Here is a 25018-nt window from a genome sequence, read left to right on the forward strand (position 1 = left end):
ATTCATTCCCCGTTTGGGATTAGCTCACCGTTGGCAGTTCGGACACCAGAATGTGATGCGCTCGCGGGTCGGATCCGCGCCCAGTTCGCCCCTGCGGATGGGCGTGCCGCAGCGCCGGCACGCGCGCCCCGCCCGGCCGTAGACCCAGTCGGTGAACCCGCGTCTCGCGTCACCGGTGAAGGTGCGATCCATCCGGTCGCGGTTCGCCCGGATCGTGCGCACTCCGAGGTCCAGCAGGGCGGGAACATCGACATCCGCGGTCGGCGTCTCGGGGCGGACACCGCGGAGGAACAGCAGTTCGGCGGCGTACTCGTTGCCGAACCCTGCGACGTTGCGCTGATCGAGCAGGGCGACATGGATCTCGCGGGTGTCGGCGCTCAGCCGCCGGATCGCCTCTTCACGGTCCCAGTCCTCGGCGAGCGGATCGGGCCCCAGATGATCGACCAGCTCACCCTCGTTGCGGGTGGGTACGAGCTTGACGTCCGCGATGTCGACGCCCACCGCCTCGTGCTCGGCGGTGCCCACGATCGCGCGCACCTTGAACGCCGGGTGCCGCCACTTCTCACCCGGCCGGTAGATGAACCAGGCGCCATCCATGCGCAGATGGGAATGCAGGGTGAACTCGCCGATGCGCATCAGCAGGTGCTTGCCACGGGGGACGACGTCGTGCACCGTCTGCCCCGTGAGATCGGCCGTCGCGAGGCGTGGCACGCGCAGATCGAAGCGCGTGACCTCCTGGTCGCGCAGCGCGGCGTCGAGGCGCTTCGCGGCGCGGTAGATGGTGTCGCCCTCAGGCATGGCCCGCCGCCGTCGAAGAGCGGTCGGACAGCAGGTCGCGCGCCAGCACGGTGGCGCCGGCGACCGCGGGCGGCATGACGAACACCGCACCGAGCGGCACCATGAAGCACAGCTGCACGGCCGCGCCGAACCCGAGCAGGCGCGCGCGACGCCCCGCGAAGAGCCGCGAGCGGTCGACGGTCGGGATGTCGCGGGCGTTCAGCGCGCGGCCGGTGAGCTCGCGAGCGAGCAGACGGCCGGTGAGCAGCACGCCGGCGACCGCGGCGAGCGGGGCGCCGACGAGGGGGACGAAGCCCAGCGCGAGGGCGAGCAGGGCGACGAGGGCGCCGAGGGCGATCAGGCGGATGCTCTCGCCGAGTGCCACGAGGAATCCGCCGTCCCCCTCGGGCACCTCGCCGCCGAGATCGGTCTCGATCGCACGCCAGATCCGCTGGTAGAAGGGGTCGCCGATCAGCAGCGTGAGGGCGGTGAACGTCACGCTCGCCAGCGCCAGCACGGCGATCATCGCGACCACCCCGACGACGGTACGCACGGCATCCCGCCAGAACGGCTCCCACCCATCGGCGAACGGCGTCGCCCAGGCGGTGAGGCCACCGAGATTCAGCAGCAGCGGGATGATCGCCGCGGCCAGCAGCGCGAGGGCGATCAGGCCGGGCACGAGGCCGAGCGCCATCAGGCCAGGGCGGCGCCGCCAGTACGCGAAGCCGCGTCCGAGGCAGCGGATGCCGGTGAAGAACTCGCTGACCATGAGTGAAGTCAATCAGACGGCTTTGCGCAGGGTGTAGCCACGCGGGGTGGCCACGAACCCGGCTTCCTGCAGGGCGAAGGCGAACGGCGTGCCGTACACGCCCTCGCCGTTGATCTTCTCGACGGTAAGGGTCTCGAGTCGCCGTGCTCGCGACGTCGCGCCCAGGTCGGCCGCTGCGGCTTTCAGCACGTCGGGGTCATCGTCGAACGCGAGCACGGTTCGACCGCCCCGCTCGAGGTAGAGCACGAGCTCGCCGTCGACGAGCACGACCAGACCGCCGGCTTTCCGGCCGGGACGGTGCGATACGGTCTCCAACCTCGGCCAGGAGAGAGCCGCGCCGTAGGGGTTGGCCGGATCTGTGGCCGCGAGCGTGACGGCGTCGCGAGGTGGCGGGTCGGCCAGGGCCGCGAACGTGCGCAGCCGGTCGACGGTGGTGGATGCCGCGAACTGCGCGGCACCGAGTCTCTCGATCACGTATCCGCGTCGGCAGTGCCCGGCTTCCTCGAACCCGGCGAGCACGCGATACACCTGCGCGAAGCCGCCGGGAACGCCCTCCGCCTGCACCGCGCCGCGGGTGACGACACCGTAGCGGTCGAGCAGCAGCCCCGCGGTCACGGTCGCGCGGCGCGCGGCATCCGGATCGGTCTCCGGCAGCACCGCCCAGCGGCCCCCCGCGCCGGCCGCGGACGGCTGGGCGGTCGGACGTGCGAGCGAGATGCCCCGATAGGTGCGAGTGCGCGGGGCGCGGCGTGCGGTCTTGTGCGCCTGCGAACCGCCGGCGATGAGGGCGCGGACAGGCGCGAACGTGTCGTTGGTGATGTGCCCCTGCCAGGCCAGCGACCAGAGCGCCTCGAGCACCGACTGCTGGTTCTCGGCTCCGATCATGGTCTTCAGCGCTCCGGCGAACGACGCCCCGCTCAGGCGCAGCGCATCGATCACCCGCTCTTCGAGCGAACCCGCCGCCGGTGTCTCCTCGGGCACGGGAAGAGTGAACGGTGCGAGATCGACGGGGTGCAGCGAGACCCACCCGTCGCGACCGGGCAGTGACCCGTGACCCGCCCAGACGACCTCCCCGGCGGCGGTGAGCTCATCCAGCAGCGCGGGGGAGTAGTCGCGCACGCGGCCGGGTAGCACGAGCGACTCCCATGCGCTGGCGGGGATCGGCACGCCGGCGAACTGCTCGATCACGCTGAGCACACCGTCGACGCCCTCCGTCGGGCGCGTGAGGTGCTGCCAGTCGGGCAGGAAGCGCGCGTAGGCCTGCGGGCTGACCGGCTCGACGCTGCCGCGGATCGCGGCGAGGGAGCGCATCCGCAGGCGGCGCAGCACCTCGACGTCGCACCACTCCTTCGACCCGTCGACGGCCGCGGTCGCCGCCGGTAGGAAGAAGCCGCTCGTCAGCCGTCCGGCCGACTCCAGACGCTGCAGGGTGTGCCTGGCGACCGCCGCACCGATACCGAAGCGACCCGCGACGTCCTCGGTCGTGAACGGCCCGTGCGTGCGCGCGTGACGCGAGACGAGATCGCCGAGCGGGTCGGCCACCGGGTCGAGGAACGCGACCGGGATGCCCGTGGGCAGCGCCACACCCAGCGCATCGCGCAGCCGACCGGCATCTTCGATCACGGCGACCCGTGACCGGCCGGCGATGGTGACCGGAATGGCGCGGCGAGCGGTGATCAGCTCGGCGAGGAGGGCGGCGGCATCGTCGGGCGCCGCGGACGACGTCTCGTGCCCGGCACCGTCTCCGGCGGCTGTCGCGACGCCCTCGAGCCTGAGCGCCACCTCCTCGGCGTCCAGCGGCCCGAGCATCCGCAGCAGGTCGGCGACACCCTCCACCCCGCGCACGCGGCGCTGCGGGTCGAGGCGCTGGGCCTCTCGTTCGAACTGGGCGATGACGTCGGGGTCGAGCAGCTCGCGCATCTCGACCGTGCCGAGCAGCTCGCCCAGCAGCGCCGGGTCGACCGACAGCGCGGCGGCACGTCGTTCAGCGAGGGGAGAGTCCCCCTCGTACATGAAGGCGCCGACATAGCCGAACAGCAGGTCGCGCGCGTACGGCGAGGGCTGCGCCGGCTCGGTCTCGACGAGCCGGACGCGGCGCTCGGCGATGTCGGTGATGAGGCGGCGCAGCGAGGGCAGGTCGTAGACGTCCTGCAGCACCTCGCGCAGCGTCTCGAGGATCACGGGGAAGGTCGGATGCCGCCGCGCGACCTCGAGCAGCTGCGCCGAGCGCTGCCGCTGCTGCCACAGCGGTGTGCGCTTGTTCGGATTCATCCGCGGCATCAGCAGCGCGCGGGCTGCGCACTCGCGGAAGCGCGAGGCGAACAGCGCCGATCCGCCCACCTCAGCGGTGACGATCTGCTCGAGCTCGTCGGCGTCGAAGACGAACAGATCCGCTCCGGGCGGCTGCGCGTCGGCATCCGGGATCCGCACGATGATGCCGTCGTCGCTCGCCACAGCCGAGCCCTCGACGCCGAGCCGCTCGCGCACCCGCGCGTTCAGCGCCAGCGCCCACGGTGCGTGCACCTTCATGCCGTACGGGGAATGCAGGATGATCCGCCAGTCGCCGACTTCGTCGCGGCCGCGCTCGACCGTGAGCGTGCGATCGGTGGGCAGGGTGCCGGTGGCCTCACGCTGCTCGGTGAGGTAGCCCATCAGGTTGTCCCGGGCCCGCTCGTCGAGTCCCGCGTCGATGAGACGCTGCTGCGCCTTCGCGGGCTCGGCGGTCGACACCTCGCGTGAGAACCGGCCGAGGGCCTCACCCAGCTCAAACGGGCGGCCGATGCCGTCGCCGTGCCAGAACGGCACCTTGCCCGGCTGCCCGTACGCGGGCAGCACGTTCACGCGATCGTGGGTGATCTCGGCGATGCGCCAGCTCGTGGTGCCGAGGGTGAAGACATCGCCGACCCGCGACTCGTAGACCATCTCCTCATCGAGCTCTCCGACGCGGGCGCCGGTGGTCTCGCCGGCGACGAAGACCCCGAACAGGCCGCGGTCGGGGATGGTCCCACCGCTGGTCACGGCGATGCGCTGCGCCCCGGGCCGGCCGGTCAGCGTCCCGGCATCACGATCCCAGACCACGCGCGGGCGCAGCTCGGCGAACTCGTCCGACGGATACTTGCCGGCGAGCAGGTCGAGGGTCGCCTCGTACGCCGAGCGGGGCAGTGTCTGGAACGGCGCACTGCGCCGCACGGTCTCGAACCACTCCTCCACCGAGATCGAGTCGAGCGCGCACGCGGCGACGGTCTGCTGCGCGAGAATGTCGAGTGGGTTGCGGGGTACGGCGATCGCCTCGATCTGCCCCGCGAGCATGCGCTCGGTGACGATCGCGGTGTGCAGCACGTCGCCGCGGTGCTTGGGGAAGAGAGCCGCCCGGCTGATCTCGCCGACCTGGTGACCGGCGCGTCCCACGCGCTGCAGGCCGGACGCGGCGGAGGGCGGCGCCTCGACCTGGATGACCATGTCGACCGCGCCCATGTCGATCCCCAGCTCGAGGCTGCTGGTCGCGACGACGCAGCGCAACGCGCCCGACTTCAGCTCGTCTTCGACGATCGCCCGCTGCTCCTTCGACACCGAGCCGTGGTGGGCCTTGGCGAGCACCGGCTCGGCGCCGGCCGTGGCGCCCGCCTGTGCCGCGCCGTTCGCCCGTCCAGCCGGCGCATGCGCGCCGCCCGGAGCCTCTGCTCCGTGGGCCCTCGCCGCGGGAGGCCCTGCCGCCTCGGGCACGGGCGTCCCGATCCGCTCGGCGTAGATCTCGTTCAGCCGACCGGTGAGCCGCTCGGCGAGGCGGCGGGAGTTGGCGAACACGATGGTCGAGCGGTTCTCGAGCACCTTGTCGACGATCGCCTCCTCGACGTGCGGCCACACCGATCCGGTGATCTCGGTGTACTCGGCCGGCTCGTCGGGCATCGCCGCCGCGCCGGGCGGCGGAGGAGGGTTGCGCATGTCGTCGATCGGCACGACCACGCCGAGCTCGAACGTCTTCACCGCGCGCGGCGCGACGATGTCGACCGGCGCGGATCCGCCCAGGAATCGCGCCACCTCATCGATGGGCCGCACGGTCGCCGACAGGCCGATCCGCTGTGCCGGGCCTTCGGCACCACGCGCGGTGCGCAGCGCGTCGAGCCGTTCGAGGCTGACGGCGAGGTGCGCGCCGCGCTTGGTCGCCGCGACCGCGTGCACCTCGTCGATGATCACCGTGTGCACGTTCTGCAGGGTCTCGCCGGCCCGGCTGGTGAGCATGAGGTACAGCGACTCGGGGGTGGTGATGAGGATGTCGGGCGGGTCGCTGACGAGCTTCCGCCGGTCGCTCGAGGTGGTGTCGCCCGAGCGCACGCCGACGGTGATCTCGGGTGCCGCGACGCCGAGGCGCCGCGCCGACTGCCCGATCCCGATCAGCGGTGAGCGCAGGTTGCGCTCGACGTCGACGCCCAGCGCCTTCAGGGGAGAGATGTAGAGCACGCGGGTGCGCGAGGCCCGCTCAGTGGCATCCGGAGTCTCGCCCGAACCGGACGTCCGCTCGCGGAACACGCTGTCGATCGCCCACAGGAAGGCCGACAGCGTCTTCCCCGACCCGGTCGGCGCGACGACGAGGGCGTTGCGCCCGGCGGAGATCGCGTCCCACGCACCCGCCTGCGCGGGAGTGGGCGCGTCGAACGCCCCGCGGAACCAGTCCTGCGTCGCGGGCGTGAATCTGTCGAGCACATCGCTCATCCCTCCATCTTGACGCCACCTTCCGACATCGAGCCCTGCCTTGCTCTCGACAAGGTCGGAGGGGTAGGGGATGCTGGCCGCATGACGCACACGACGAACTACGTCAACACGTTCATCGAGGTCAGCGACGACTGCCCAGTCGAGTACGGCGTCGAGCCTCCGATCGCCGAGAACCTCTCGATCGCCGCCCTGCACTACCGGCTGCTCAGCGACGAGCCGTACACGCGCACCTCAGACGACCTGCTGTTCGAGGCGCACGCGCTGCGCAAGGGCATCGACCCGGCTGATGCGGATGCCAGGGCCGAGTTCTTCTCGAAGGGTCAGGCCTGCCTGCGCGCGTCGCCGCTGAGCAAGCGCTACGGCTGGGGCACGCACCACGACGAGCAGGGCCGCGTCGCGATGTTCCCGCGCGACTCCGAGGAGTATGCGGCGCTCGCCGCGGATCCGTCGATCGAGCACAAGCGGGCGATGCGCTCGAGCCGGCGCAGCTGAGCGGAGGGCGGGAGTGCCCGGCCGCGCACCGCGCCGCAGGCCGGCTCCTCAGCCGACCTCGCTGAGCCGGCCCTCGGCATCCAGCTCGAGGGTGAGATCCAGTCCCAGCCGTTCCAGGAACTGATCGTCATGGCTGACGATCAGCACGGCTCCGCGGTAGGCACGCAGTGCCTCGACCAGCTGGTCGACGGTGTCGAGGTCGAGGTTGTTGGTCGGCTCGTCGAGCATGACCAGGTGCGGCGCCGGCTCGGCGAGCAGCACCTTCGCCAGCGCGACCCGGAACCGCTCGCCACCTGAGAGATCGCCGACGGCCCGGTCCATGGTCGCTCCGCGGATCAGGAACCGTGCCAGCCGGTTGCGCAGCTCCCTGTCCGGCACGTGCGGCGCCGCCGCCGCGATGTTCTGCACCACCGAGGCCTGATCGTCGAGCCCGTCGACCCGCTGCGATAGGTACCCGATGCGGTCGGTGTGCGCGTCGGAACTCCGGAGAATCGGCCGGATCCGCGCCGGGACAGCTGATTCCTGGTCAGATCCGCCCCGATCTCCGGAGTTGTCAGCCCCGGATGCCACCAGCCGCTGCAGCAGCGTGGTCTTGCCGACCCCGTTGCGGCCGACCAGGGCCACCCGCTCCGGCCCCTGCACGATCCACGACCGCTCCCCGTCGCCGATGGTGGCGACGCGCCGCGACGCCGACAGCTCGGGATCGGGCAGGTCGATCCTCATGGTGTCGTCATCGCGCACGCGACGACCGGCCGCGTCGAGGGCCTGATGAGCGGCGTCCTCCTTGCCGCGCACCTCGTTGCGCAGCCTGCCGGCCGACACCTGCGCGGCCATCTTGCGGCCGTTCGCGATGATCTTCGGCACGCGCTTCTCATCGAACGCCTTGCGGCCCATCTGCGCACGGGTGGCGAGCTTCGCCTCGGCCTCGATGCGCTGCCGCTTCTCCTTCCGATACGCCTGCGCCGCGTCGCGCTCGGCCTGGCGAGCTGCGCCCTGCTCGGCATCCAGCCACGCTCGCCACTGCGAGTAAGGTCCGCCGAACACGCTCAGCTCGCTGCCGTAGATCTCCGCGGTGTCGTCCATGAGCTCGAGCAGCGACACGTCGTGGCTGACCACGATGAGCGCGCCCTTCCACGTGCGCACCATGTCGGCGAGTCGCAGCCGCGCCTCGCGGTCGAGATTGTTGGTGGGTTCGTCGAGCAGCGTGATCGCGGCACGACGAAGCCGGATGCCCGCGACCGCGACGAGCACGGCCTCGCCGCCCGACAGCTCTCCGACGGTGCGGTCGAGGAACGACGGGTCGAGTCCGGCTTCGGCGAGGGATGCCTCGGCTCGAGCCTCGATGTCCCAGTCGTCGCCAACGGCATCGAAGTGCGCGCGGTCGACGTCGCCCGCGGTGATCGCGCGCACCGCGTCGAGCGGAGCGGCGATCCCGAGCAGGTCGGCGACCCGTCGATCCGTCTCGAGGGTGAGACGCTGCGGCAGGTGGGCGACCTCGTCGGAGCGCAGGATCTGCCCGGATGCCGGGGTCAGCTCGCCCGCGATCAGGCGCAGCAGCGTCGACTTGCCGGCACCGTTGCGCCCGACGAGCCCGGTGCGACCGGATCCGAACGAGCCGCTGACGGCGTCGAGAGCGATGGAGCCGTCTGGCCAGGCGAAGGAGACCCGGTCGAGCGTGACGGCGGCGGTGGTGAAGATGTTCGGTGATGACATGAGCGACTCCCGGAAGTGGGGTGCGCGGATGCCGACGAAGAGGGCTTCGCGAGAGACGTCGGACGACGTCGGATCGAAGAGCCCGTAGAGGGGCTCGAATTCGGAGCGGGTCCTGCCGGAAGGCGGGTTCGTCGGATCAGCGCGTGGATGAGTTACGCGGAGAGGCGACGAATCAGATCAAGGGACTTCCAGACACGGCGGACAGGACTCTGCGACATTACCCCCGCCTCGCGAAGAAGCGCAACCCGGGCGTGTCGCGCTCACGCGGTCTTCTTCTCGACCGAGTCCTTCCACTGCGACAGGAAGACGTGCACGTCGGTGAGCTCCTGCTCCGAGATGGAGTGGGTGAGTCCCTGGTAGACGCGTCCGGAGAGCTCGGAGTGCGCCGGCAGCCACTGGGCGGTGTGCTCGACCAGGCCGGCCGGAATCACATCGTCGTGTGTTCCGCGTCCCCAGAACACCGGTGGACGCTGCTCCTGCAGCACAGCGTCCTTCGGCAGCTCGCCCACGGCGGCGTACCCGCTCAACGCCACGACCGCGTCGATCCGCGACGGCTGCAGACGCAGCGCCTGCAGCGAGACGGCCGCGCCCTGGGAGAACCCGAGCAGCGCCACCGAGCTCGCGTCGGCCGCAGCCTCGGCGAGCCATGCGAGCAGCGCCTCGGCCGCCGTGGTGATGCCCACGGCATCCCGAGTGGTCAGCGAATCGATCGCGTACCACGACCGGCCCGGCATCGGCCAGGGCGGTGTGAGCGGAGCGCCGACGGCCGCGACCGCGATGCCCTCGGGCAGGTAGGGGATCAGCCCGAACAGGTCGCGTTCGTCGGCCCCGTAGCCGTGCAGCAGCACGAGAAGAGGCTTGCCCTCGCGCGGTTCGGGTGACCACAGGGTCACGGACGGATCGATCGAGACTGTCACGAGGCCATCCTGCCAGCCGCCTCGGACGCCGGCGGAATGGATCGCGTCGACGTGCGGTCGATCGCCTCGACGCTGGTAGAAATGAGCCATGGCGGTGCGCACTCCTGATCCCGGCCCCGAGCCCGACGACGACTTCGGCTTCGACGGCGCGCGGCCGGTCGACGCGAACCCGGGCTGGCTCTCCGACATCGAGCTCGAGGAGGCCCGTCGGCGCCTGCCCATGCTGTACGTCGAGGCGGTCCCCGTCATCACCGACGGGTCGGGACAGGTCACCTCGATCGGCGTGCTGCTGCGCTCCACGCCGCTCGGTGAGATCACTCGCACCATCGTGTCCGGTCGCGTGCGGTACGGAGAGACCATCCGCGACGCGCTGTTCCGGCACGTCGAGAACGATCTCGGCCCGATGGCGTTCCCGCTGCTGCCCGCGTCGCCTGCGCCGTTCGCCGTGGCCGAGTACTTCCCGATCCCCGGCGTGAGCGCCTTCCACGACGACCGCCAGCACGCCGTCTCGCTCGCCTTCGTGGTGCCGGTGACCGGTACGTGCGAACCGAGGCAGGATGCCCTCGAGGTCACCTGGTTCTCACCCGAGGAAGCCGCCTCCGATGCGCTCGCGGCGGATCTCGAGGGCGGTCGCGGCACGCTGATCCGCCAGGCCCTCGCTCACCTCGGTCTGCTGCGCTGACCCGCCCGGACGGTCAGGCCGAGGTCAGGCGCGACAGCTCGGCGACGAACGCGTCGACGTCGGACTCCTGGGTGTCGAACGAGCACATCCAGCGCACCTCGTTGCGCGCGGCATCCCAGTCGTAGAAGCGGAACTTCTCGCGCAGACGGTCGGCGACGCCGTCGGGCAGCGTCGCGAACACGCCGTTCGACTGCGTGGGCTGCGTGAAGCCGACGCCCTTGATGCTTCCGTCGGCGATGCCCTGCTCGACCTCGGTGCGCAGCCGCTGAGCCATCGCGTTCGAGTGCCGGGCGTTGCGCAGCCACAGATCCCCCTCGAGCAGGGCGATCAGCTGCGCCGACACGAAGCGCATCTTCGACGACAGCTGCATGTTGAACTTGCGGCTGTACAGCAGGCCGTCGGCGGCATCCGGATTCAGCACCACGATTGCCTCACCGAGCATCGCCCCGTTCTTCGTACCGCCGAAGCTGAGCACGTCGACGCCGGCGTCGGTGGTGAAGGCGCTGAGCGGCACGTCGAGGGCCGCAGCCGCGTTCGAGATGCGTGCGCCGTCGAGGTGCAGCTTCATCCCGCGCTCGTGCGCGTGGTCGGCGAGGGCCTTGATCTCGTCGACCGTGTAGAGGGTGCCGAGCTCGGTCGACTGGGTGATCGACACCACCAGCGGCTGCGCGCGGTGCTCGTCGCCCCAGCCCCAGGCCTCGCGGTCGACGAGCTCGGGGGTGAGCTTGCCGTCGTCGGTGGGCACGGTGAGCAGCTTGAAGCCGCCGATGCGCTCGGGGGCACCGCCCTCGTCGACGTTGATGTGCGCCGTGGATGCGGAGATCACCGCGCCCCAGCGCGGAAGCATCGCCTGCAGGCCGGTGACGTTGGCGCCGGTGCCGTTGAAGACGGGGAACGCCCGCGTCCGCTCGCCGAAGTGCGAGCGGAACACCTCCTGCAGACGCTCGGTGTACTGGTCTTCGCCGTACGCGATCTGATGTCCGTCGTTCGCTGCCGCGATCGCCGCCAGCACCTCGGGGTGGATGCCGGAGTAGTTGTCGGATGCGAAGCCGCGGACGGCCGTGTCATGCAGAGTGCTCACCATCCGACTGTAGTCGTAGGCGGATGCACGGGTCCGGGACCCGCACCTGTCGGATGTCGGCGGCCAGGACTACCCTCGATCCGTGACCGCAGCCGCGAAGACGAGGGCGTTCGCGAATGTCCTCGTGAACACGCTGATCGCCAATGTGACGACCAGCTTCCTGTGGTTCGCGCTCACCTTCTGGGTGTACATCGAGACCCGGTCCGTGCTCGCCACCGGCATCATCGGCGGCGCGTACATGCTGCTCATCGCCTTCTTCTCGATGGTGTTCGGCACCATCGTCGATCGCTACCGCAAGCACACCGTGATGCTCGTCTCGAGCGTCGTGTCCGCCGTCGCGTTCGCCGCGGCCGGCGTGCTGTACCTGTGGCAGCCCGAGTCGGCGCTGCTCGACATCGGTCGTCCGTGGTTCTGGGCGCTCGCGCTGATCATCCTGTTGGGCGGGGTCATCGAGCAGCTGCGCAGCATCGCGCTGTCGACCACGGTGACGCTGCTGATCCCCGTGGAGAAGCACGCCAACGCGAACGGTCTGGTCGGCACGGTGCAGGGCATCGCCTTCCTCGTGACGAGCGTGTTCTCGGGGCTGTCGATCGGCTTCCTCGGCATGGGGTGGACGCTGATCATCGCCATCGTCGCGATGGCGGCGACCTTCGTGCACCTGCTGTTCGTGCGCATCCCCGAGCAGACGCCGCAGCGCGATCCCGATGCGCCGAGCGCGCTCGACTTCCGCGGCAGCGTGCGGGCGATCCGCGAGGCGCCGGGGCTGTTCGTGCTGATCGTGTTCTCGACGTTCAACAACCTCATCGGCGGCGTCTACATGGCGTTGATGGATCCATACGGGCTCACGCTGTTCTCGGCACAGATGTGGGGCATCGCGCTGGCGTTCGCATCCACCGGATTCCTCATCGGCGGCGCGCTGGTCGCGAGGTTCGGACTCGGCAGACGCCCCGTGCGCACGATGCTGCTCGTCGTCGCGGGCATGGGCGTGCTCGGCGCCGTGTTCATGCTGCGTGAGTGGTGGCCGCTGTTCGTGGTCGGCATGTGGGTGTACATGATGATGATCCCGCCGGTCGAGGCGGCCGAGCAGACCGTGATCCAGAAGGTCGTCCCGTACACCAGGCAGGGCCGCGTCTTCGGCGTCGCGCAGGCGATGGAAGCCGCCGCTGCGCCGGTGACCGCCTTCCTGATCGCGCCGCTGGCGGAGTTCCTGATCATCCCGTACATGCGTGGCGATGAGGGGCGGATGCGGTGGGGCTGGCTGCTCGGGGAGGGAGAGACGCGCGGCATCGCCCTGATCTGCCTGTTCGCCGGCCTGGTCATGGTGGTCGCGGCGGGGCTGGCGTTCCTCACGCGCTCCTATCGCCGGCTCACCGAGCTGTACGCCCTGGCGCCGGCGCCGGAGCCGGCGCCGATCGATGCCGACGAGCCGACGTGACCGGCGTGCTGAGGCCGCGCACGCTCAGCTCAGCGCGATGACCGTGTCGTTCAGCTCCGCGGCATCGCGATCCCACAGGGCGACGACGGCGCGTGCCAGAGCATCGGGTTGCAGAGCCCCCTCAGCGCGGAAGACGGCGGATGCCGCCCGCAGCTCGGCGCCGGCATCCCGCGCGGCCTTGGCGTAGCCCTGTGCGACGGCCTGCGTCCACGCCTCACTCGCGGCTTTCATCGCCGCGTAGTTCGCTCCGCCGGCGAGCGGTCGGGTGACGACGGTGGACGACACGATCGCGAAGCGACCGGCATCCGACGCTCTGAGTGGCGCGTCGAAGGCGCGGCTCGTGGCGCGCACCGCCTGCAGGGCTGGCAGCAGCGCGTCGAAGTCCTCGTCGCTCTGCCCCGCGAGGCCCCCGCCTCCGCGCCAGCCGCCGACCAGCGGGATCACCGCGTCGACGGTGCCCAGCCGCGCCGCCAGCGCGGTCATCTCGACGAAGGAGGTGGCGTCGGCGATCTCGGTCTGCGCCCCGGCATCCCGCAACGGTGTCAGACGATCCGCCGCGCGACCCGTCGCGATCACCCGCGCTCCGGCGGCGATCAGCGCGGTCGCGGTGGCCAGGCCGGCGTCGCTGGTGGCGCCGGCGAGGACGACGGTGCGGGTCGCGGTCATGGTTCGCTCCTCGGTGCGAGAGGGGGGCGGGAGGCCATCTGCTCCCGCCCCCTCCGATGCGTGTCAGTCGTCGGTGCCGCGGATGCCGACGGTCGACTCGATGACCGGCTTCATCTTCTTGTCGAGCGTCTCGAAGAACATCGACAGCGGGAACTCGTCATCCAGCACCGCGTCGGTGTACCCCTTCGGCGCCCCGGCGAGGATCTCGTCGGGCAGGCCCCGGGCCCACTGCGATGCCGGATGCGGGGTGAGCGTGCCGCGCACGAGCTCGTATGCGGCGAGCCAGTGCGCCACCTTCGGACGGTCGATCGAGTGCCAGTACAGGTCGTCGATCGCGTCTCCGAGGGCGACGACCGCGTCGGGCACGTTGTCCCAGTCGAAGGCGAGAGCGGTGTCGGTCCAGTGCAGCACGCCGCGCTGGTGCAGCCAGGCGAACAGCAGCTGCCCGCCGACCGCGTCGTAGTTGCGCACCCGGGTGCCGGTGATCGCGAAGCGGAAGATGCGGTCGAAGATGACCGCGTACTGCACGAGGTGCGCGTAGTCGTGCATCTCCTGCTCGGTCTCGGTGAGGGTCTCGCCGGCCGCGACGCGGGCGTCGAACGCGCGCTCGATCTGCACCGACTCGCGGAAGGCGGTCATGTCGCAGCGCATCTCCTCGAGCGAGTAGAGGAAGAACGGCATGCGCTGCTTGATCATGAACGGGTCGAACGGCAGGTCGCCGCGCATGTGGGTGCGGTCGTGGATGATGTCCCACATCACGAACGTCTTCTCGGTCATCTGCTGGTCGTCGAGCATCGCCTTCGCGCGCTCGGGCAGATCGAGGTTGGTGATCTCCGATGCCGCGCGCACGACCCGGCGGTAGCGCGCCGCCTCCCGATCCTGGAAGATCGCGCCCCACGTGAACGAGGGGATCTCGCGCATGGCGACGGTCTCGGGGAAGAGCACCGCGGAGTTGGTGTCGTAGCCGGGGGTGAAGTCGATCAGGCGCAGCGAGACGAACAGCTTGTTGCCGTAATCGCCGGCCTCGAGCTCGGCGATGAACTCGGGCCAGATGGTCTCGACGATCAGCGCCTCGACCAGACGGTCGCTCGAGCCGTTCTGTGTGTACATCGGGAAGACGACGAGGTGACGGATGCCGTCGACGCGGTGCTGCTGGGGCTGGAACGCCATCAGCGAGTCGAGGAAGTCGGGCACGCCGAAGCCGTCGTCGGCCCAGCGCTCGAAGTCGACGACCAGGGCGTCGAGGTAGGCCGCGTCGTGCGGGAAGGCGGGGGCGAGAGCCCGGATGCCCGCGACGATCGCAGCGACGTGACCGGCTGCGGCCTCGTGGTCGTCGACGTTCGGGATCGAGCCGTCCTTGATCTGCAGTGGGCGCACCGCGATCGCGGCGTCCTTGAGCAGATTCCATGCTGCGCTGTGCTCTGCGGTGGAGGCGTCCTCGACGACCTCGGGCTCGCCGATGATGCTGGACATGGCGCTGGTGATGATGGACATCGAAGCCTCCGATCCGAGACAGGCCGGAAAATTTCCGGCGATAGACATGTTTCACCTCTATTATTCCACCTATGGATGACTCTGTCGATCATGCGCTCCTCGCCGCCATATCCCGCGACGGGCGAGCCACGCTCGCGCAGCTCTCCGCGACCGTCGGCCTGTCCACCTCCGCCGTGCAGTCGAGGCTGAAGCGACTCGAGTCGCGCGGAGTGATCGTCGGCTATCAGGCGGTGCTCGATCCCGAGCAGGTGGGGGCGCCCCTGTCGGCGTTCATCGAGATCACGCCCCTCGACCCGGCCCAGCCCGACAACGCCCCCGAGCTGCTCGAGCATCTCAGTGCGATCGAGGCGTGCCATTCGATCGCGGGCGACGCCGCCTACATGCTCTTCGTGCGCGTCGCGTCACCGCGTGCCCTCGAGCAGCTCGTGCGTGACATCAGGAGCGCGGCGAACGTCCGCACCCGGACGACCGTCGTGCTGCAGACCTTCTACGAGCGCCGGCCGATCGTCACCACCGCCTGAGCGAGGCGGCAGCGCGCAGAGACGCGAACAGTAGGATCTCTGCCGTGGCAGGTTCCTCCAAGAAGACCAAGAAGCGCGCTCCGCAGCGGCGTCGCAGCACCGGCAACCCGGCGAAGCGTCCCGTGCTCGCCCTCGAGCCGGTGACCGCTCGGGACTGGATCGGCGCCGCGCGCCTGCGCACCCTGCCGCTCGCGATCGCCCCGGTGGTGCTCGGCACGGGTGCGGCGCAGACCGTCGACCACCTCTTCCACTGGGCCATCGCGCTCGCCTGCCTCGCCGTCGCCGTGCTGCTGCAGATCGGCGTCAACTTCGCGAACGACTACAGCGACGGCATCCGCGGTACCGACGCGGAGCGCATCGGCCCCGCCCGCCTGACCGCCTCGGGTCGCGTCCCGGCCAAACGGGTGCTGCTGGTCGCCCTCGTCTTCTTCGCGCTCGCCGCCGTGGCGGGGCTTGCCGTGATCGTCCGATCCCAGCAGTGGTGGATGCTCGCGGTCGGCGCGCTCTGCATCGTCGCCGCCTGGTTCTACACCGGGGGCAAGCGCCCCTACGGCTACAACGCGATGGGTGAACTGTTCGTCTTCGTGTTCTTCGGGCTGGTCGCAACGCTCGGCACGACGTGGGTGCAGGTGCAGTACCTGCCGACCGTCGCCTGGGTCGTCGCGGTCGCCGCCGGACTGTTCGCGTGCGCCGTGCTGCTCGCCAACAACCTGCGCGACATCGATCAGGATCGAGCTGTCGGCAAGCGCACCCTGTCGGTGCTGATCGGCAGGCGCGCCACGCAGGTGCTGTTCACCCTGTTCGTGCTGATCCCGTTCGTGCTGGCCGCGTGGATCGCGCTGCTCTATCCGATCGCCTGGCTGGCGATGCTCGCGCTGCTATCCGGGCTGGTGGCGATCGTGATCGTCTGGTTCCACCGCGACCCGCGCGAACTCGTCGCCGCGCTCGGACTCACATCGCTCACGGCGCTCGCCTACGCGGGGGTCGTCTACTGGGCACTGGTCGGCTGACGCCGGACGGACGGCACGGCCGGTGATCCGGCATCCGCCAGGTCCTCGCCCACGTCAGGCGCCGGAGGCCGAGTCCTCCGCGTCTTCGTCGCTCTGACTCCGGTCCTGATCGCGGTTGCGCTTGGCGTAGATCTCTCGGGATGCCCGCGACAGCGGCGCCCGCAGGAACAGCAGCGAGATGCTCATGCCGATCAGCGCCGCGAACAGCGCCGCGAGCCACCAGTACTCGCGGAAGACGGGGAACAGCCACAGGATCCCCAGCGGCACGATGAACGCGAGCAGCCGCAGCACGGTGTACACGAGGAGGGGTGGCAACTTCACGCCGTCAGTCTACGAGCGGGGTCTAGGCACCCGCTGTACGGCGACCGGCCGAACCCGCGCGCTCTGGGAGATCTACACTGGGAGTATGGCTCGTCTCCTGATCGTCGGCGGTTTTCTGGCTGTCATCTTCTGGGTGTTCAGCATCGTCGACGTGGCGGCGCAGCCCGCCGACCGGCATCGCGGAGTGTCGAAGGGCACCTGGATCCTGATCGTCGTGCTGCTGCCGGTCATCGGCGGCATCCTCTGGTTCTGGATCGGGCGGCGTCGTCGCGGAGAACGGGTCAGCGATTTCGTGATGGGCCCCGACGACGATCCGGTGGCTCTGCAGCACATGAGCACGGCCGAGCAGGATGCCCGCATCCGTCAGCTGGAAGAGGAGCTCGCGCGCCTCGACGATGAGACCGACGGCACGGACCCGCGCTCGTGACGGCCTCGCCGGCGAGCGACGCGGCGGCTGATCTGATCGCCGAGCTCATCGCGCACGGTGTGCGCGACCTGGTGCTCTCGCCCGGCTCGCGCTCCCAGGCCCTCGCCCTCGCGGCGACCGCGCTCGCCCGGAGCGGGGCACTGCGCGTGCATGTGCGCATCGACGAGCGGGCGGCCGGATTCACGGCCCTCGGGCTGGCGCGCGAGACAGGTGCTCCGGCGGCCGTGGTCTGCACGTCGGGCACGGCAGCGGGCAATCTGCTGCCGGCGACCATGGAGGCCTTCCACTCCGGGGTGCCTCTGCTGCTGCTGACCGCCGACCGCCCGCCCGAGCTGCGGGGCGTCGGCGCGAACCAGGCGACCATCCAGCCGGGGATCTTCGGCCCGTTCGTGCGCCTGCACATCGATGCCGCCGTGCCCGGACACGCCCGCGGAGGGAGAGCCGCTCTGCCCTCGCCGACGGCATGGTCCGGGCTCGGCGAGCGAGCCGTGCGCGCCGCGCTCGGTCTCGAGGGTGACGGCCTGGCAGGAGTCCACGGCCCCGTGCACCTGAACCTGCCCAGTCGCGAGCCGCTCTCCGCGGCCGCCGACGTCGCGGCGACACCCGGTGAGATGCCGACCCCGGGCGCTGTCGAGCCGGTGCTGCTGTCGCGCGGGCCCCGAACGGTGGTCGTCGCGGGGGCGGACGCCGGGCCGGATGCCGAGGAGCTGTCGCACGCGGGAGGCTGGCCCCTCATCGCGGAGATCGTCAGCGGGTCGCGCTTCGGCCGCCTGCTCGTGCACGGGTATCGAGAGCTGCTGCGAGACGAGACGCTCGGGGGCCGCATCCAGCGGGTCGTGGTGTTCGGGCATCCCACCCTCAGCCGCGAGGTCGCCGCGCTGCTCGCGCGACCCGACGTCGAGGTGGTCGCCGTGCGTCGAGGCGGCGAAGCGCTGAACCTGAACGGGCGCACCCGCGCCGCGTCGGCGCTGGCCGTCGAGCCAGGCGTCGCGGATCGCGCCTGGCTGGGGGAGTGGATGACGGCCTCGCAGGCACGGGTGGTCGATCTGAGCGCCCCGGCACCCGATCAGAAGGGCCTGTACTCCGACCACAGCGCCGAACGCCTCGACGCGGTGCGCGCCGAGCTCGATGCGGTGCGCAAGCGCGTCGACCGGCAGATCCTGGTGGATGCCGTCTGGCGCGCCACCTGGCCGCACGATCGGCTCGTGTTCGGGTCGTCGCGTCTCGTGCGCGTGGCGGATCAGGTGCTCGGCGGCAAGAAGGTTCCGGTGCACGCGAACCGGGGGCTGGCGGGCATCGACGGCACGGTCGCGACGAGCATCGGCATCGCCCTGGCCAGCCAGGCCGATGGGGCACCGGGCGTGACCCGGGTGCTGCTCGGCGACCTCGCCTTCCTGCACGATGTCGGCGCGCTGCTGCTTCCGGGCGACGAGCCGGCGCCGCGCATCCAGGTGATCGTCGGCAACGACGGGGGCGGCACGATCTTCGACGGGCTCGAGGTCGCCGCATCCGCAGCGCAGGACGACCTCGATCGCGTGTTCTACACGCCGCACCGGGTGCAGCTGGCCGAGCTCGCGGCCGCCTACGGGTGGCAGTACGAGCGGGTGACGACGCGCTCCGCGCTCGATCAGACGCTGACCTCCGCCATCACAGGACCGCAGATCATCGAGGTGCCGCTCGAACGCTGAGCCCGACGGCTGCGGCGCGGACCACGCCGGCCAGTGCCTGGTCAGTCCAGGCGCTGCGCGATCTCGCCCAGGTCGGCGCTCGCGAAGCGCTCGTCGGAAGCGTCTGCGCCGGCCGCCTCGATCTCGTACAGGTCGCTCTTCTGCGGAGCGACCGCCTGGGCCTCCACCGGCTGCGTCTCGGTGAGCACGTCGTCGAGCCCCTGCAGGGCGCTGAAGCGGCGGGCCTGCGTGACGACGTTGCGGTCGAGGGACCCGGCGAACCGGTTGTACGCGTCGACTGTCGAGTTGAGACTGCGGCCCAGCTTCGCCAGATGCTGACCGAGGGTGCCGAGCCGCTTGTGCAGCTCTTTGCCCACCGTGAAGATCTGCTGCGCCTCCTGGGCCAGCTGGTCCTGCCGCCACGCGTGCCCCACGGTGCGCAGCAGGGCGATGAGCGTCGACGGCGTCGCGATCACGACGTTCCGCTCGAAGGCGTACTCGTAGAGCGTGGCGTCCTGATCGAGGGCGGCAGCCAGGAACGGCTCGGCGGGCACGAACATCACGACGAACTCGGGAGACCCGGCCACGACATCCCAGTACTGCTTGGTGCTCAGGTCGTCGATGTGTTTGCGCAGATGACGCGCGTGGGCCTGCAGGCGCTGTGTGCGGACGGTGTCGTCGGTGGCCTCCATCGCCTCGAGATACCCGCTGAACGCGACCTTCGAGTCGACGACGACGCGCTTGTCGCCGGCAAGGTGCACCACGAGGTCGGGGCGCAGGGCACCGTCGTCGGTCGAATGGTGCAGCTGCTCGTCGAAGTCGACGTGGTTCACCATGCCCGAGGCCTCGACCACGCGTCGCAGCTGCAGCTCGCCCCAGCGGCCTCGCACCTGCGGCGCGCGCAGCGCGTTGACGAGATTGCGGGTCTCGGAGCCGAGCGTCTCCGACGACTGGCGCATCATCTGCAGCTGCTCGGCGAGCGCGGCGTGCGCCTCCAGCCGTGTCTTCTCGGCGGTCGTCATCTCCGACTTCACGGTGTCGAGCGTCTTCTGGATCGGCTCGATGAGCTGCTGCACGGCATCCTGTCGCTTCTGCAGCTCGGCGGCACCTTCGCTCTGGCTGCGCTTGAGCCGCTCCTCGGCCTGCTGCAGGAACGCCTTCGTGTTGGCCTCCAGCGCCCTGCGACTGAGCGCGTCGAACTCGTCGGCGAGGCGCTTCTGATCGGCTTTCAGCTCGTCAAGGCGTTCCGCCGCGCGTCGACGCTCCGCGAGCACGTCCGCGTCGGCTTCGTCGCGCACCTCGGCCAGGCGGCGGGCGTGCTCGGCACGCTCGTGCGCGAGCCGCTCCTGCGCCTCGCGTCGGGCATCCGCCAGCGCGGTCTCAGCCAGCTGCCTGCCCTCCGCGACGCGACGGTCGGCCAGAGCCCGCTCGTCCTGCACCCGGGCGGCGGTCTCGGCGCGCAGCGCCTCGGCCTCCCGCTCGAGGGCGGCGACGCGCAGCACCGCCGCAGCGGCCTCGGCACGCTGGTCGGCATCGGCCGACCGGCCGCGCTGAGCGCCGACCGCGAATCCGAGCGCTCCGGCGAGGGCGGCGGCGATCACCGCGATGACGACGACGAGAACGGTGTCCATGCATCCGATTGTGAACCAGGGCGCCGACATTACCGTTCCAGGGGCATGATGTCTGCATGGCGACGCACACGTGGACGACCGAACCGGCAGAGCTGCTCAGAGTGCGAGAGGGATTCTCGCTCGCCGACGTCGACGCCGACGCGCACCCCGGCTTCGACGGTGACAAGAGCAGCGGCACCGCGCTGCTCGAGGAACGCGAGCAGCGACTCGACGAGCTGCAGGAGCGCCTGTTCGCAGCCAGCCGCGTGGGCGACGGGCACGACGCGGTGCTTCTCGTGCTGCAGGCGATGGACACCGCCGGCAAGGGCGGGATCGTGCGTCACGTCGTCGGCGGAGTCGATCCACAGGGCGTCGACTTCGCGGCGTTCAAGGCGCCCACCGAGCAGGAGCTCGCGCACGACTTCCTGTGGCGCGTCGAGAAGCGGCTGCCGCGGCCGGGGATGATCGGCGTCTTCGACCGCTCGCACTACGAGGACGTGCTGATCGGTCGCGTGCGCGCTCTGGCCGACGAGTCCGAGATCGAGCGCCGGTACGCCGCGATCATCGATTTCGAACGCCGCGTCGCGGCATCCGGAACCCGCATCGTCAAGGTCATGCTGCACATCTCGCGCGACGAGCAGAAGGAGCGGCTGATGGAGCGGCTGGAACGCCACGACAAGCACTGGAAGTACAACCCCGGAGACGTCGACGAGCGGATGCTCTGGGACGACTACATGGACGCCTATCAGACCGTGTTCGACCGCACCTCGACACCGGAGGCGCCGTGGTACGTCGTGCCCGCGGACCGCAAGTGGTACGCGCGCCTCGCGGTGCAGGAGCTGCTCATCGACGCACTGGAGGACATCGACCCGCAGTGGCCGCCCGCCGACTACGACGTCGAGGCGGAGAAGAAGCGACTCGCCGCCAGCTGAGCCGGAGGCTCAGGCCTGGGGCTTGCGGGCGCGGTGCAGGGCGACGATGCCGAACGACAGGTTGCGGTACTCGACATCCGTCCAGCCCGCCTCGCGGATCCATCCCGCCAGGGTGCGCTGGTCGGGCCAGTCGCGGATCGACTCGTTCAGGTAGTCGTAGGCGTCGCCGTTGGTGCCGGCCAGACGTGCGATGCGCGGCAGGACCTGCGCGTTGTAGAAGCGGTAGAACCCGCGGAAGAAGCGCCCGGGAGGGGTCGAGAACTCGTTGATCACCATGCGGCCGCCGGGTTTCGTGACGCGCAGCAGCTCGCGCAGCGCCTTCTTCGGCTCCTGCACGTTGCGCAGGCCGTACGACATGGTGACCGCGTCGAACTCCTCGTCGCCGAAGGGCAGGTCCGTGGCATCCGCCTCGATGAAGGTGATGTTGTGCAGGTGCCCGTGCCTGCGGCGGCCCTCGGCCAGCATCCCCGGGGAGAAGTCGGCGGCGACGACCTGCGCTCCGCCGGCGGCGAGGGACGCGGAGGAGGATGCCGTGCCGGCGGCCAGATCGAGGATCCGTTCCCCACGCCTCGGCGCGACCGCACGCGTCGTCGCCGCCCGCCACAGGGCGTCGTTGCCGAGGGTCATGACCGTGTTCGTGCGGTCGTACCCCTTCGCGACCTGGTCGAACATGCCGCTGACACGGGAGGGGTTCTTGCCGAGATCGGCGCGGTTCGGCTGCATGCTTCGATCCTAAAGCGCGCACTCGCCCATAGACTCGCCGCGTGATCGCGAACCGCCCCGCACCCGGCACGCCGATGGCCATGACCTGGCGCAAGTGGGACGGGTCGCCGCACTGGAACAACCACGTCGTCTACCTGGGGGCCGACGGGTGGGGCGACTGGGTCGGCCAGCCGGTCGGCTGGCGCAGCCACCGGCCCGGTGCCGACTTCGTCGCCGAGTCGCCCAACGTCACGCTCGTGCCGCGCGACCACACCGACTTCGCGCTCACCGTGCACCGCGGGCACCCGCGCGGCCTGCGCGCCTACATCGACCTCGCGTGGGACCTGCGCTGGACAGACGACCCGCGGGTGTCGACCGCGATCGATATGGATCTCGACGTCGTGCGGCGCCTGAACGAGCGGGGCACCTACGTCGACGACCGCGACGAGTGGGCCGAGCACAGCATCCGCTACGGATACCCGGCCGAGGTCATCGACCACCTCGAGGGTCGCGCCCTCGAACTGGAGCGGCAGGTGCGCGCGCAGCTGGCTCCCTTCGACGACGCCACCGCCGACCCGTGGCTCGACCGCCTCATCGCCCTCGGCCTCGACCGCTGACCCCCCGCATCCCGTGACGAAACGGGGAATGTGACGCCCGCCGCGCCGATCCCGCGCCCCCGCCGCGCGGATAGGCTGTACGGGTGAGCAGCATCCGCCTGGTCGCCGAGACCCGCGAGATCCCACCCGTCGGGGATCTGCTGGCGCACACCTCCGCCGTCCGGCCTCTCGTCTGGCTGCGCCGTGGCGAGGGCATCGTGGCCGCCGGCGACGGGATCGCCGCGGTCGTCCGCGCTCCCGCGGGCAGCGGCCGCAAGCGCAGCGAGGTCATCGCCGACGCCTGGCGCGAGATCACCGCGCTGGCCGACATCGACGACGAGGTGCGCCTGCCGGGCACCGGGCTGGTCGGCTTCGGCGCGCTGGCCTTCGATGAGGACTCCTCGTCCGACAGCGTGCTGCTCGTGCCGCAGACGGTGATCGGGCTGCGTGACGGACGCAGCTGGATCACCCGCATCCGTCCCGCGTCCGATGCCGGCTTCGCCTCGCTCCCCGCCCCGGCCGTCCTCGGTCCGCACTGGGCCGGTCGCGTGGGACCCGGCGCCCAGGCCCCGCAGGGGTATCAGGATGCCGTGCGCGGCGCGCTCGACGAGATCGCCGCCGGCGCGTACAGCAAGGTCGTGCTCGCACGCGACCTGACGGGCACCGTCCCCGGCGACGCCGACCTGCGCCGCCTCGTGCGTGCGCTGGCGATCGGGTACCCCGACACGTGGACATTCGCCGTCGACGGCCTCATCGGCGCGAGCCCCGAGACCCTCGTCACCGCACACGAGCGGGTGGTCACCGCGCGCGTGCTGGCCGGCACGGCAGGCCGCGGGGCCGACCCGTCCGAGGACCACGCGGCGTCCGCCGCGCTCGCCGCGAGCGGGAAGGACCTCGACGAGCACCGGTACGCCGTACACAGCGTTCTCGCCGCGCTCGGCCCGCACACCAGTGCGCTCGACGCCGACACCGAGCCGTTCGTGCTCGAGCTGCCCAATCTCTTCCACCTCGCGACCGACGTCGCGGGGCGACTCAGCGACGGCGCCTCATCGCTCGATCTGGTCGGGGCGATGCATCCCACCGCCGCTGTCGCGGGTACGCCGACGGATGCCGCGATCGCCGCGATCCGGCGCATCGAGCCCTTCGACAGGGGGCGCTACGCCGGGCCGGTGGGCTGGATCGACGCAGCCGGGGACGGCGAGTGGGCGATCGCGCTGCGCTGCGCGCAGTTCGGTGACGTGCCCGGCGCCGCATCCGGCGCGAGGCGCGTCACGGCGTACGCCGGTGCGGGCATCGTCGCGGGCAGCGAGCCGGAGTCGGAGCTGCTGGAGACGCGCGTGAAATTCCGGCCGCTCGTCGACGCGCTCGCGTGAGCGGCTTCTGGGCGCCCGTCGTGCCGTCGTCCTCTGTGGCGAAGGTAGGGTTGACTACGTGACTTCAGGCCCCGCGACCCCGGGCACGCGACTGGCGAGCCGACTCGGCTTCAGCGACCGCATCTTCCTCGGCCCCGGTGCGCGGCGGGTCGCCTCGCGCATCGAGGCCGGTCTCGACCTGGTCGAGGCGGGCATCGCCGAAGAGGTCAAGGTGGCTGATTCCATCGCGGATGCCGCGGCCCGCTACCTCTACGAGGCCGGCGGCAAGCGCATCCGGCCGGTGCTCACCCTGCTCACCGCCCAGCTCGGCGACGGCGGCACCGCCGCGGTCATCGACGTCGCCAAGGCGCTCGAGCTCACCCACCTCGGCTCGCTGTACCACGACGACGTGATGGACGGCGCCGACACCCGCCGAGGCGTCCCCGCAGCGCACGCGGTCTGGGGCAACAACGTCGCCATCCTCACCGGCGACATCCTGTTCTCGCGGGCGAGTCAGATCATGTCGCGGTACGGCGATCGCGCGATGCGCCTGCAGGCCGACACGTTCGAGCGGCTCGTGCTCGGCCAGCTTCGCGAGACCGTCGGCGCGCAGCCCGGTGATGACCCGATCGACTTCTACATCCAGGTTCTGGCCGACAAGACCGGCTCGCTGATCGCCGCGGCGACACAGGGCGGTGCGATCTTCTCGAACGCCCCGGCCGAGTTCGAAGAGCCGCTGCGCGTCTACGGCGAGAAGGTGGGTGTCGCCTTCCAGCTGCTCGACGACGTGCTCGACCTCTCGGCCGACGCAGAGGAGACCGGCAAGGTGCCGGGCACCGACCTGCGCGCCGGTGTGCCGACCATGCCGTCGCTGCTGCTCAAGACGAGCACCGCACCCGACGACGTCGACCTCGCCCGCCGTATCGATGAGGGCGTCGCCCGCATCGCCGAGGGTGCAGACTCGTCGGTGCTCGACGGACCGCTCGCCGAGCTGCGTGACAACGATGCCACTGCACAGACTCTGACTCTCGCCCGCACCTGGACGGCCGACGCCGTCGCCGCGCTCGCGCCACTGCCCAAGGGCACCGTGCGCGACGCGCTGACCCGGTTCGCGGAGACTCTCGCTGATCGCAGCAGCTGACGG

22 protein-coding genes are annotated in these 25018 nt (G+C 70.8%); 11 read left to right on the forward strand and 11 right to left on the reverse strand.

The annotated features are described in order from the left end of the window. Positions 1 to 24: 24 nt before the first annotated feature. Genes AB0O65_RS11290 through AB0O65_RS11300 form a run of 3 tightly spaced genes read right to left on the reverse strand, consistent with a single transcriptional unit; the run spans position 25 to position 6256 of the window. Positions 25 to 798, reverse strand: a complete 774-nt coding sequence (locus AB0O65_RS11290; protein ID WP_363385197.1) for a DNA-formamidopyrimidine glycosylase family protein — start codon at positions 796 to 798, stop codon at positions 25 to 27. Next, positions 791 to 1546 (reverse strand): EI24 domain-containing protein, encoded by a 756-nt coding sequence (locus tag AB0O65_RS11295; protein ID WP_363385200.1) that lies wholly within the window; start codon positions 1544 to 1546, stop codon positions 791 to 793. The genes AB0O65_RS11290 and AB0O65_RS11295 overlap by 8 nt, the downstream gene beginning before the upstream one ends. A gap of 12 nt (positions 1547 to 1558) precedes the next feature. Further along, positions 1559 to 6256 (reverse strand): ATP-dependent helicase, encoded by a 4698-nt coding sequence (locus AB0O65_RS11300; RefSeq protein ID WP_363385203.1) that lies wholly within the window; start codon positions 6254 to 6256, stop codon positions 1559 to 1561. An 81-nt stretch (positions 6257 to 6337) separates the two neighbouring features. Here AB0O65_RS11300 and AB0O65_RS11305 point away from each other — a divergent pair, with 81 nt between their 5' ends. After that, positions 6338 to 6748, forward strand: coding sequence for a DUF6157 family protein (locus tag AB0O65_RS11305; protein ID WP_191712755.1), 411 nt, complete (start codon positions 6338 to 6340; stop codon positions 6746 to 6748). A gap of 48 nt (positions 6749 to 6796) precedes the next feature. Here AB0O65_RS11305 and AB0O65_RS11310 read toward each other — a convergent pair whose 3' ends face one another. Together AB0O65_RS11310 and AB0O65_RS11315 are read right to left on the reverse strand one after the other, a co-directional pair. Beyond that, the gene (locus tag AB0O65_RS11310; protein WP_363385206.1) at positions 6797 to 8461 is read right to left on the reverse strand and encodes an ATP-binding cassette domain-containing protein; all 1665 of its coding nucleotides are present in this window, start codon (positions 8459 to 8461) and stop codon (positions 6797 to 6799) included. 260 nt (positions 8462 to 8721) lie between these two features. After that, entirely contained in the window at positions 8722 to 9378 is a 657-nt protein-coding gene (locus AB0O65_RS11315; RefSeq protein ID WP_313480075.1) for an alpha/beta fold hydrolase, read from the reverse strand. Between the two features lie 88 nt (positions 9379 to 9466). Between AB0O65_RS11315 and AB0O65_RS11320 the strand changes: the two genes are divergently transcribed. Further along, positions 9467 to 10060, forward strand: coding sequence for an NUDIX hydrolase family protein (locus AB0O65_RS11320; protein ID WP_071641561.1), 594 nt, complete (start codon positions 9467 to 9469; stop codon positions 10058 to 10060). 13 nt (positions 10061 to 10073) lie between these two features. On the opposite strand, the gene AB0O65_RS11325 is transcribed toward AB0O65_RS11320, so the two are convergent. Beyond that, positions 10074 to 11141 carry a low specificity L-threonine aldolase gene (locus AB0O65_RS11325; RefSeq protein ID WP_363385211.1) on the reverse strand — a complete coding sequence of 356 codons (1068 nt, stop codon included), beginning with the start codon at positions 11139 to 11141 and terminating at the stop codon, positions 10074 to 10076. Positions 11142 to 11223: 82 nt separating this feature from the next. On the opposite strand from AB0O65_RS11325, the gene AB0O65_RS11330 reads away from it, so the two are divergent. Beyond that, complete coding sequence (locus AB0O65_RS11330; protein ID WP_363385214.1) at positions 11224 to 12576, forward strand: MFS transporter; 1353 nt, start codon at positions 11224 to 11226, stop codon at positions 12574 to 12576. 24 nt (positions 12577 to 12600) lie between these two features. Here AB0O65_RS11330 and AB0O65_RS11335 read toward each other — a convergent pair whose 3' ends face one another. Further along, complete coding sequence (locus tag AB0O65_RS11335; RefSeq protein WP_363385217.1) at positions 12601 to 13242, reverse strand: SDR family NAD(P)-dependent oxidoreductase; 642 nt, start codon at positions 13240 to 13242, stop codon at positions 12601 to 12603. A 63-nt stretch (positions 13243 to 13305) separates the two neighbouring features. After that, positions 13306 to 14736 carry a DUF6421 family protein gene (locus AB0O65_RS11340; RefSeq protein WP_363385220.1) on the reverse strand — a complete coding sequence of 477 codons (1431 nt, stop codon included), beginning with the start codon at positions 14734 to 14736 and terminating at the stop codon, positions 13306 to 13308. Positions 14737 to 14807: 71 nt separating this feature from the next. On the opposite strand from AB0O65_RS11340, the gene AB0O65_RS11345 reads away from it, so the two are divergent. Next, complete coding sequence (locus AB0O65_RS11345; RefSeq protein WP_191712759.1) at positions 14808 to 15257, forward strand: Lrp/AsnC family transcriptional regulator; 450 nt, start codon at positions 14808 to 14810, stop codon at positions 15255 to 15257. 44 nt (positions 15258 to 15301) lie between these two features. Further along, positions 15302 to 16267 (forward strand): 1,4-dihydroxy-2-naphthoate polyprenyltransferase, encoded by a 966-nt coding sequence (locus tag AB0O65_RS11350; protein ID WP_071641551.1) that lies wholly within the window; start codon positions 15302 to 15304, stop codon positions 16265 to 16267. 54 nt (positions 16268 to 16321) lie between these two features. Here the strand turns inward: AB0O65_RS11350 and AB0O65_RS11355 are convergent, their stop codons facing one another. Further along, the gene (locus AB0O65_RS11355) at positions 16322 to 16588 is read right to left on the reverse strand and encodes a DUF4229 domain-containing protein (RefSeq protein WP_071641549.1); all 267 of its coding nucleotides are present in this window, start codon (positions 16586 to 16588) and stop codon (positions 16322 to 16324) included. Between the two features lie 85 nt (positions 16589 to 16673). Here AB0O65_RS11355 and AB0O65_RS11360 point away from each other — a divergent pair, with 85 nt between their 5' ends. Both AB0O65_RS11360 and menD read left to right on the forward strand, forming a co-directional pair. Then, positions 16674 to 17015, forward strand: coding sequence for a PLD nuclease N-terminal domain-containing protein (locus AB0O65_RS11360; RefSeq protein ID WP_071641546.1), 342 nt, complete (start codon positions 16674 to 16676; stop codon positions 17013 to 17015). Beyond that, positions 17012 to 18703: a 2-succinyl-5-enolpyruvyl-6-hydroxy-3-cyclohexene-1-carboxylic-acid synthase gene (menD, locus tag AB0O65_RS11365; RefSeq protein WP_363385225.1), complete on the forward strand. Its 1692-nt coding sequence runs from the start codon at positions 17012 to 17014 to the stop codon at positions 18701 to 18703. The genes AB0O65_RS11360 and menD overlap by 4 nt, the downstream gene beginning before the upstream one ends. 41 nt (positions 18704 to 18744) lie before the next feature. Here the strand turns inward: menD and rmuC are convergent, their stop codons facing one another. Then, positions 18745 to 20313 carry a DNA recombination protein RmuC gene (gene rmuC / locus AB0O65_RS11370; protein ID WP_363385228.1) on the reverse strand — a complete coding sequence of 523 codons (1569 nt, stop codon included), beginning with the start codon at positions 20311 to 20313 and terminating at the stop codon, positions 18745 to 18747. Positions 20314 to 20369: 56 nt separating this feature from the next. Between rmuC and AB0O65_RS11375 the strand changes: the two genes are divergently transcribed. Then, a complete protein-coding gene (locus AB0O65_RS11375; RefSeq protein WP_363385231.1) occupies positions 20370 to 21224 on the forward strand; it encodes a polyphosphate kinase 2 family protein in 855 nt (284 codons plus the stop codon). Between the two features lie 9 nt (positions 21225 to 21233). On the opposite strand, the gene AB0O65_RS11380 is transcribed toward AB0O65_RS11375, so the two are convergent. Beyond that, positions 21234 to 21947: a class I SAM-dependent methyltransferase gene (locus AB0O65_RS11380; RefSeq protein WP_071640324.1), complete on the reverse strand. Its 714-nt coding sequence runs from the start codon at positions 21945 to 21947 to the stop codon at positions 21234 to 21236. Between the two features lie 41 nt (positions 21948 to 21988). Here AB0O65_RS11380 and AB0O65_RS11385 point away from each other — a divergent pair, with 41 nt between their 5' ends. The 3 genes from AB0O65_RS11385 (at position 21989) to AB0O65_RS11395 (ending at position 25015) form a co-directional block, all read left to right on the forward strand. After that, the gene (locus AB0O65_RS11385) at positions 21989 to 22543 is read left to right on the forward strand and encodes a DUF402 domain-containing protein (protein ID WP_363385234.1); all 555 of its coding nucleotides are present in this window, start codon (positions 21989 to 21991) and stop codon (positions 22541 to 22543) included. Between the two features lie 83 nt (positions 22544 to 22626). Beyond that, positions 22627 to 23895 carry an isochorismate synthase gene (locus tag AB0O65_RS11390; RefSeq protein ID WP_363385237.1) on the forward strand — a complete coding sequence of 423 codons (1269 nt, stop codon included), beginning with the start codon at positions 22627 to 22629 and terminating at the stop codon, positions 23893 to 23895. Positions 23896 to 23953: 58 nt separating this feature from the next. Next, complete coding sequence (locus tag AB0O65_RS11395) at positions 23954 to 25015, forward strand: polyprenyl synthetase family protein (RefSeq protein WP_071640318.1); 1062 nt, start codon at positions 23954 to 23956, stop codon at positions 25013 to 25015. Positions 25016 to 25018: the final 3 nt, after the last annotated feature.

It is taken from the genome of Microbacterium sp. NPDC077391, assembly GCF_040686955.1.
GTDB lineage: Bacteria > Actinomycetota > Actinomycetes > Actinomycetales > Microbacteriaceae > Microbacterium > Microbacterium commune.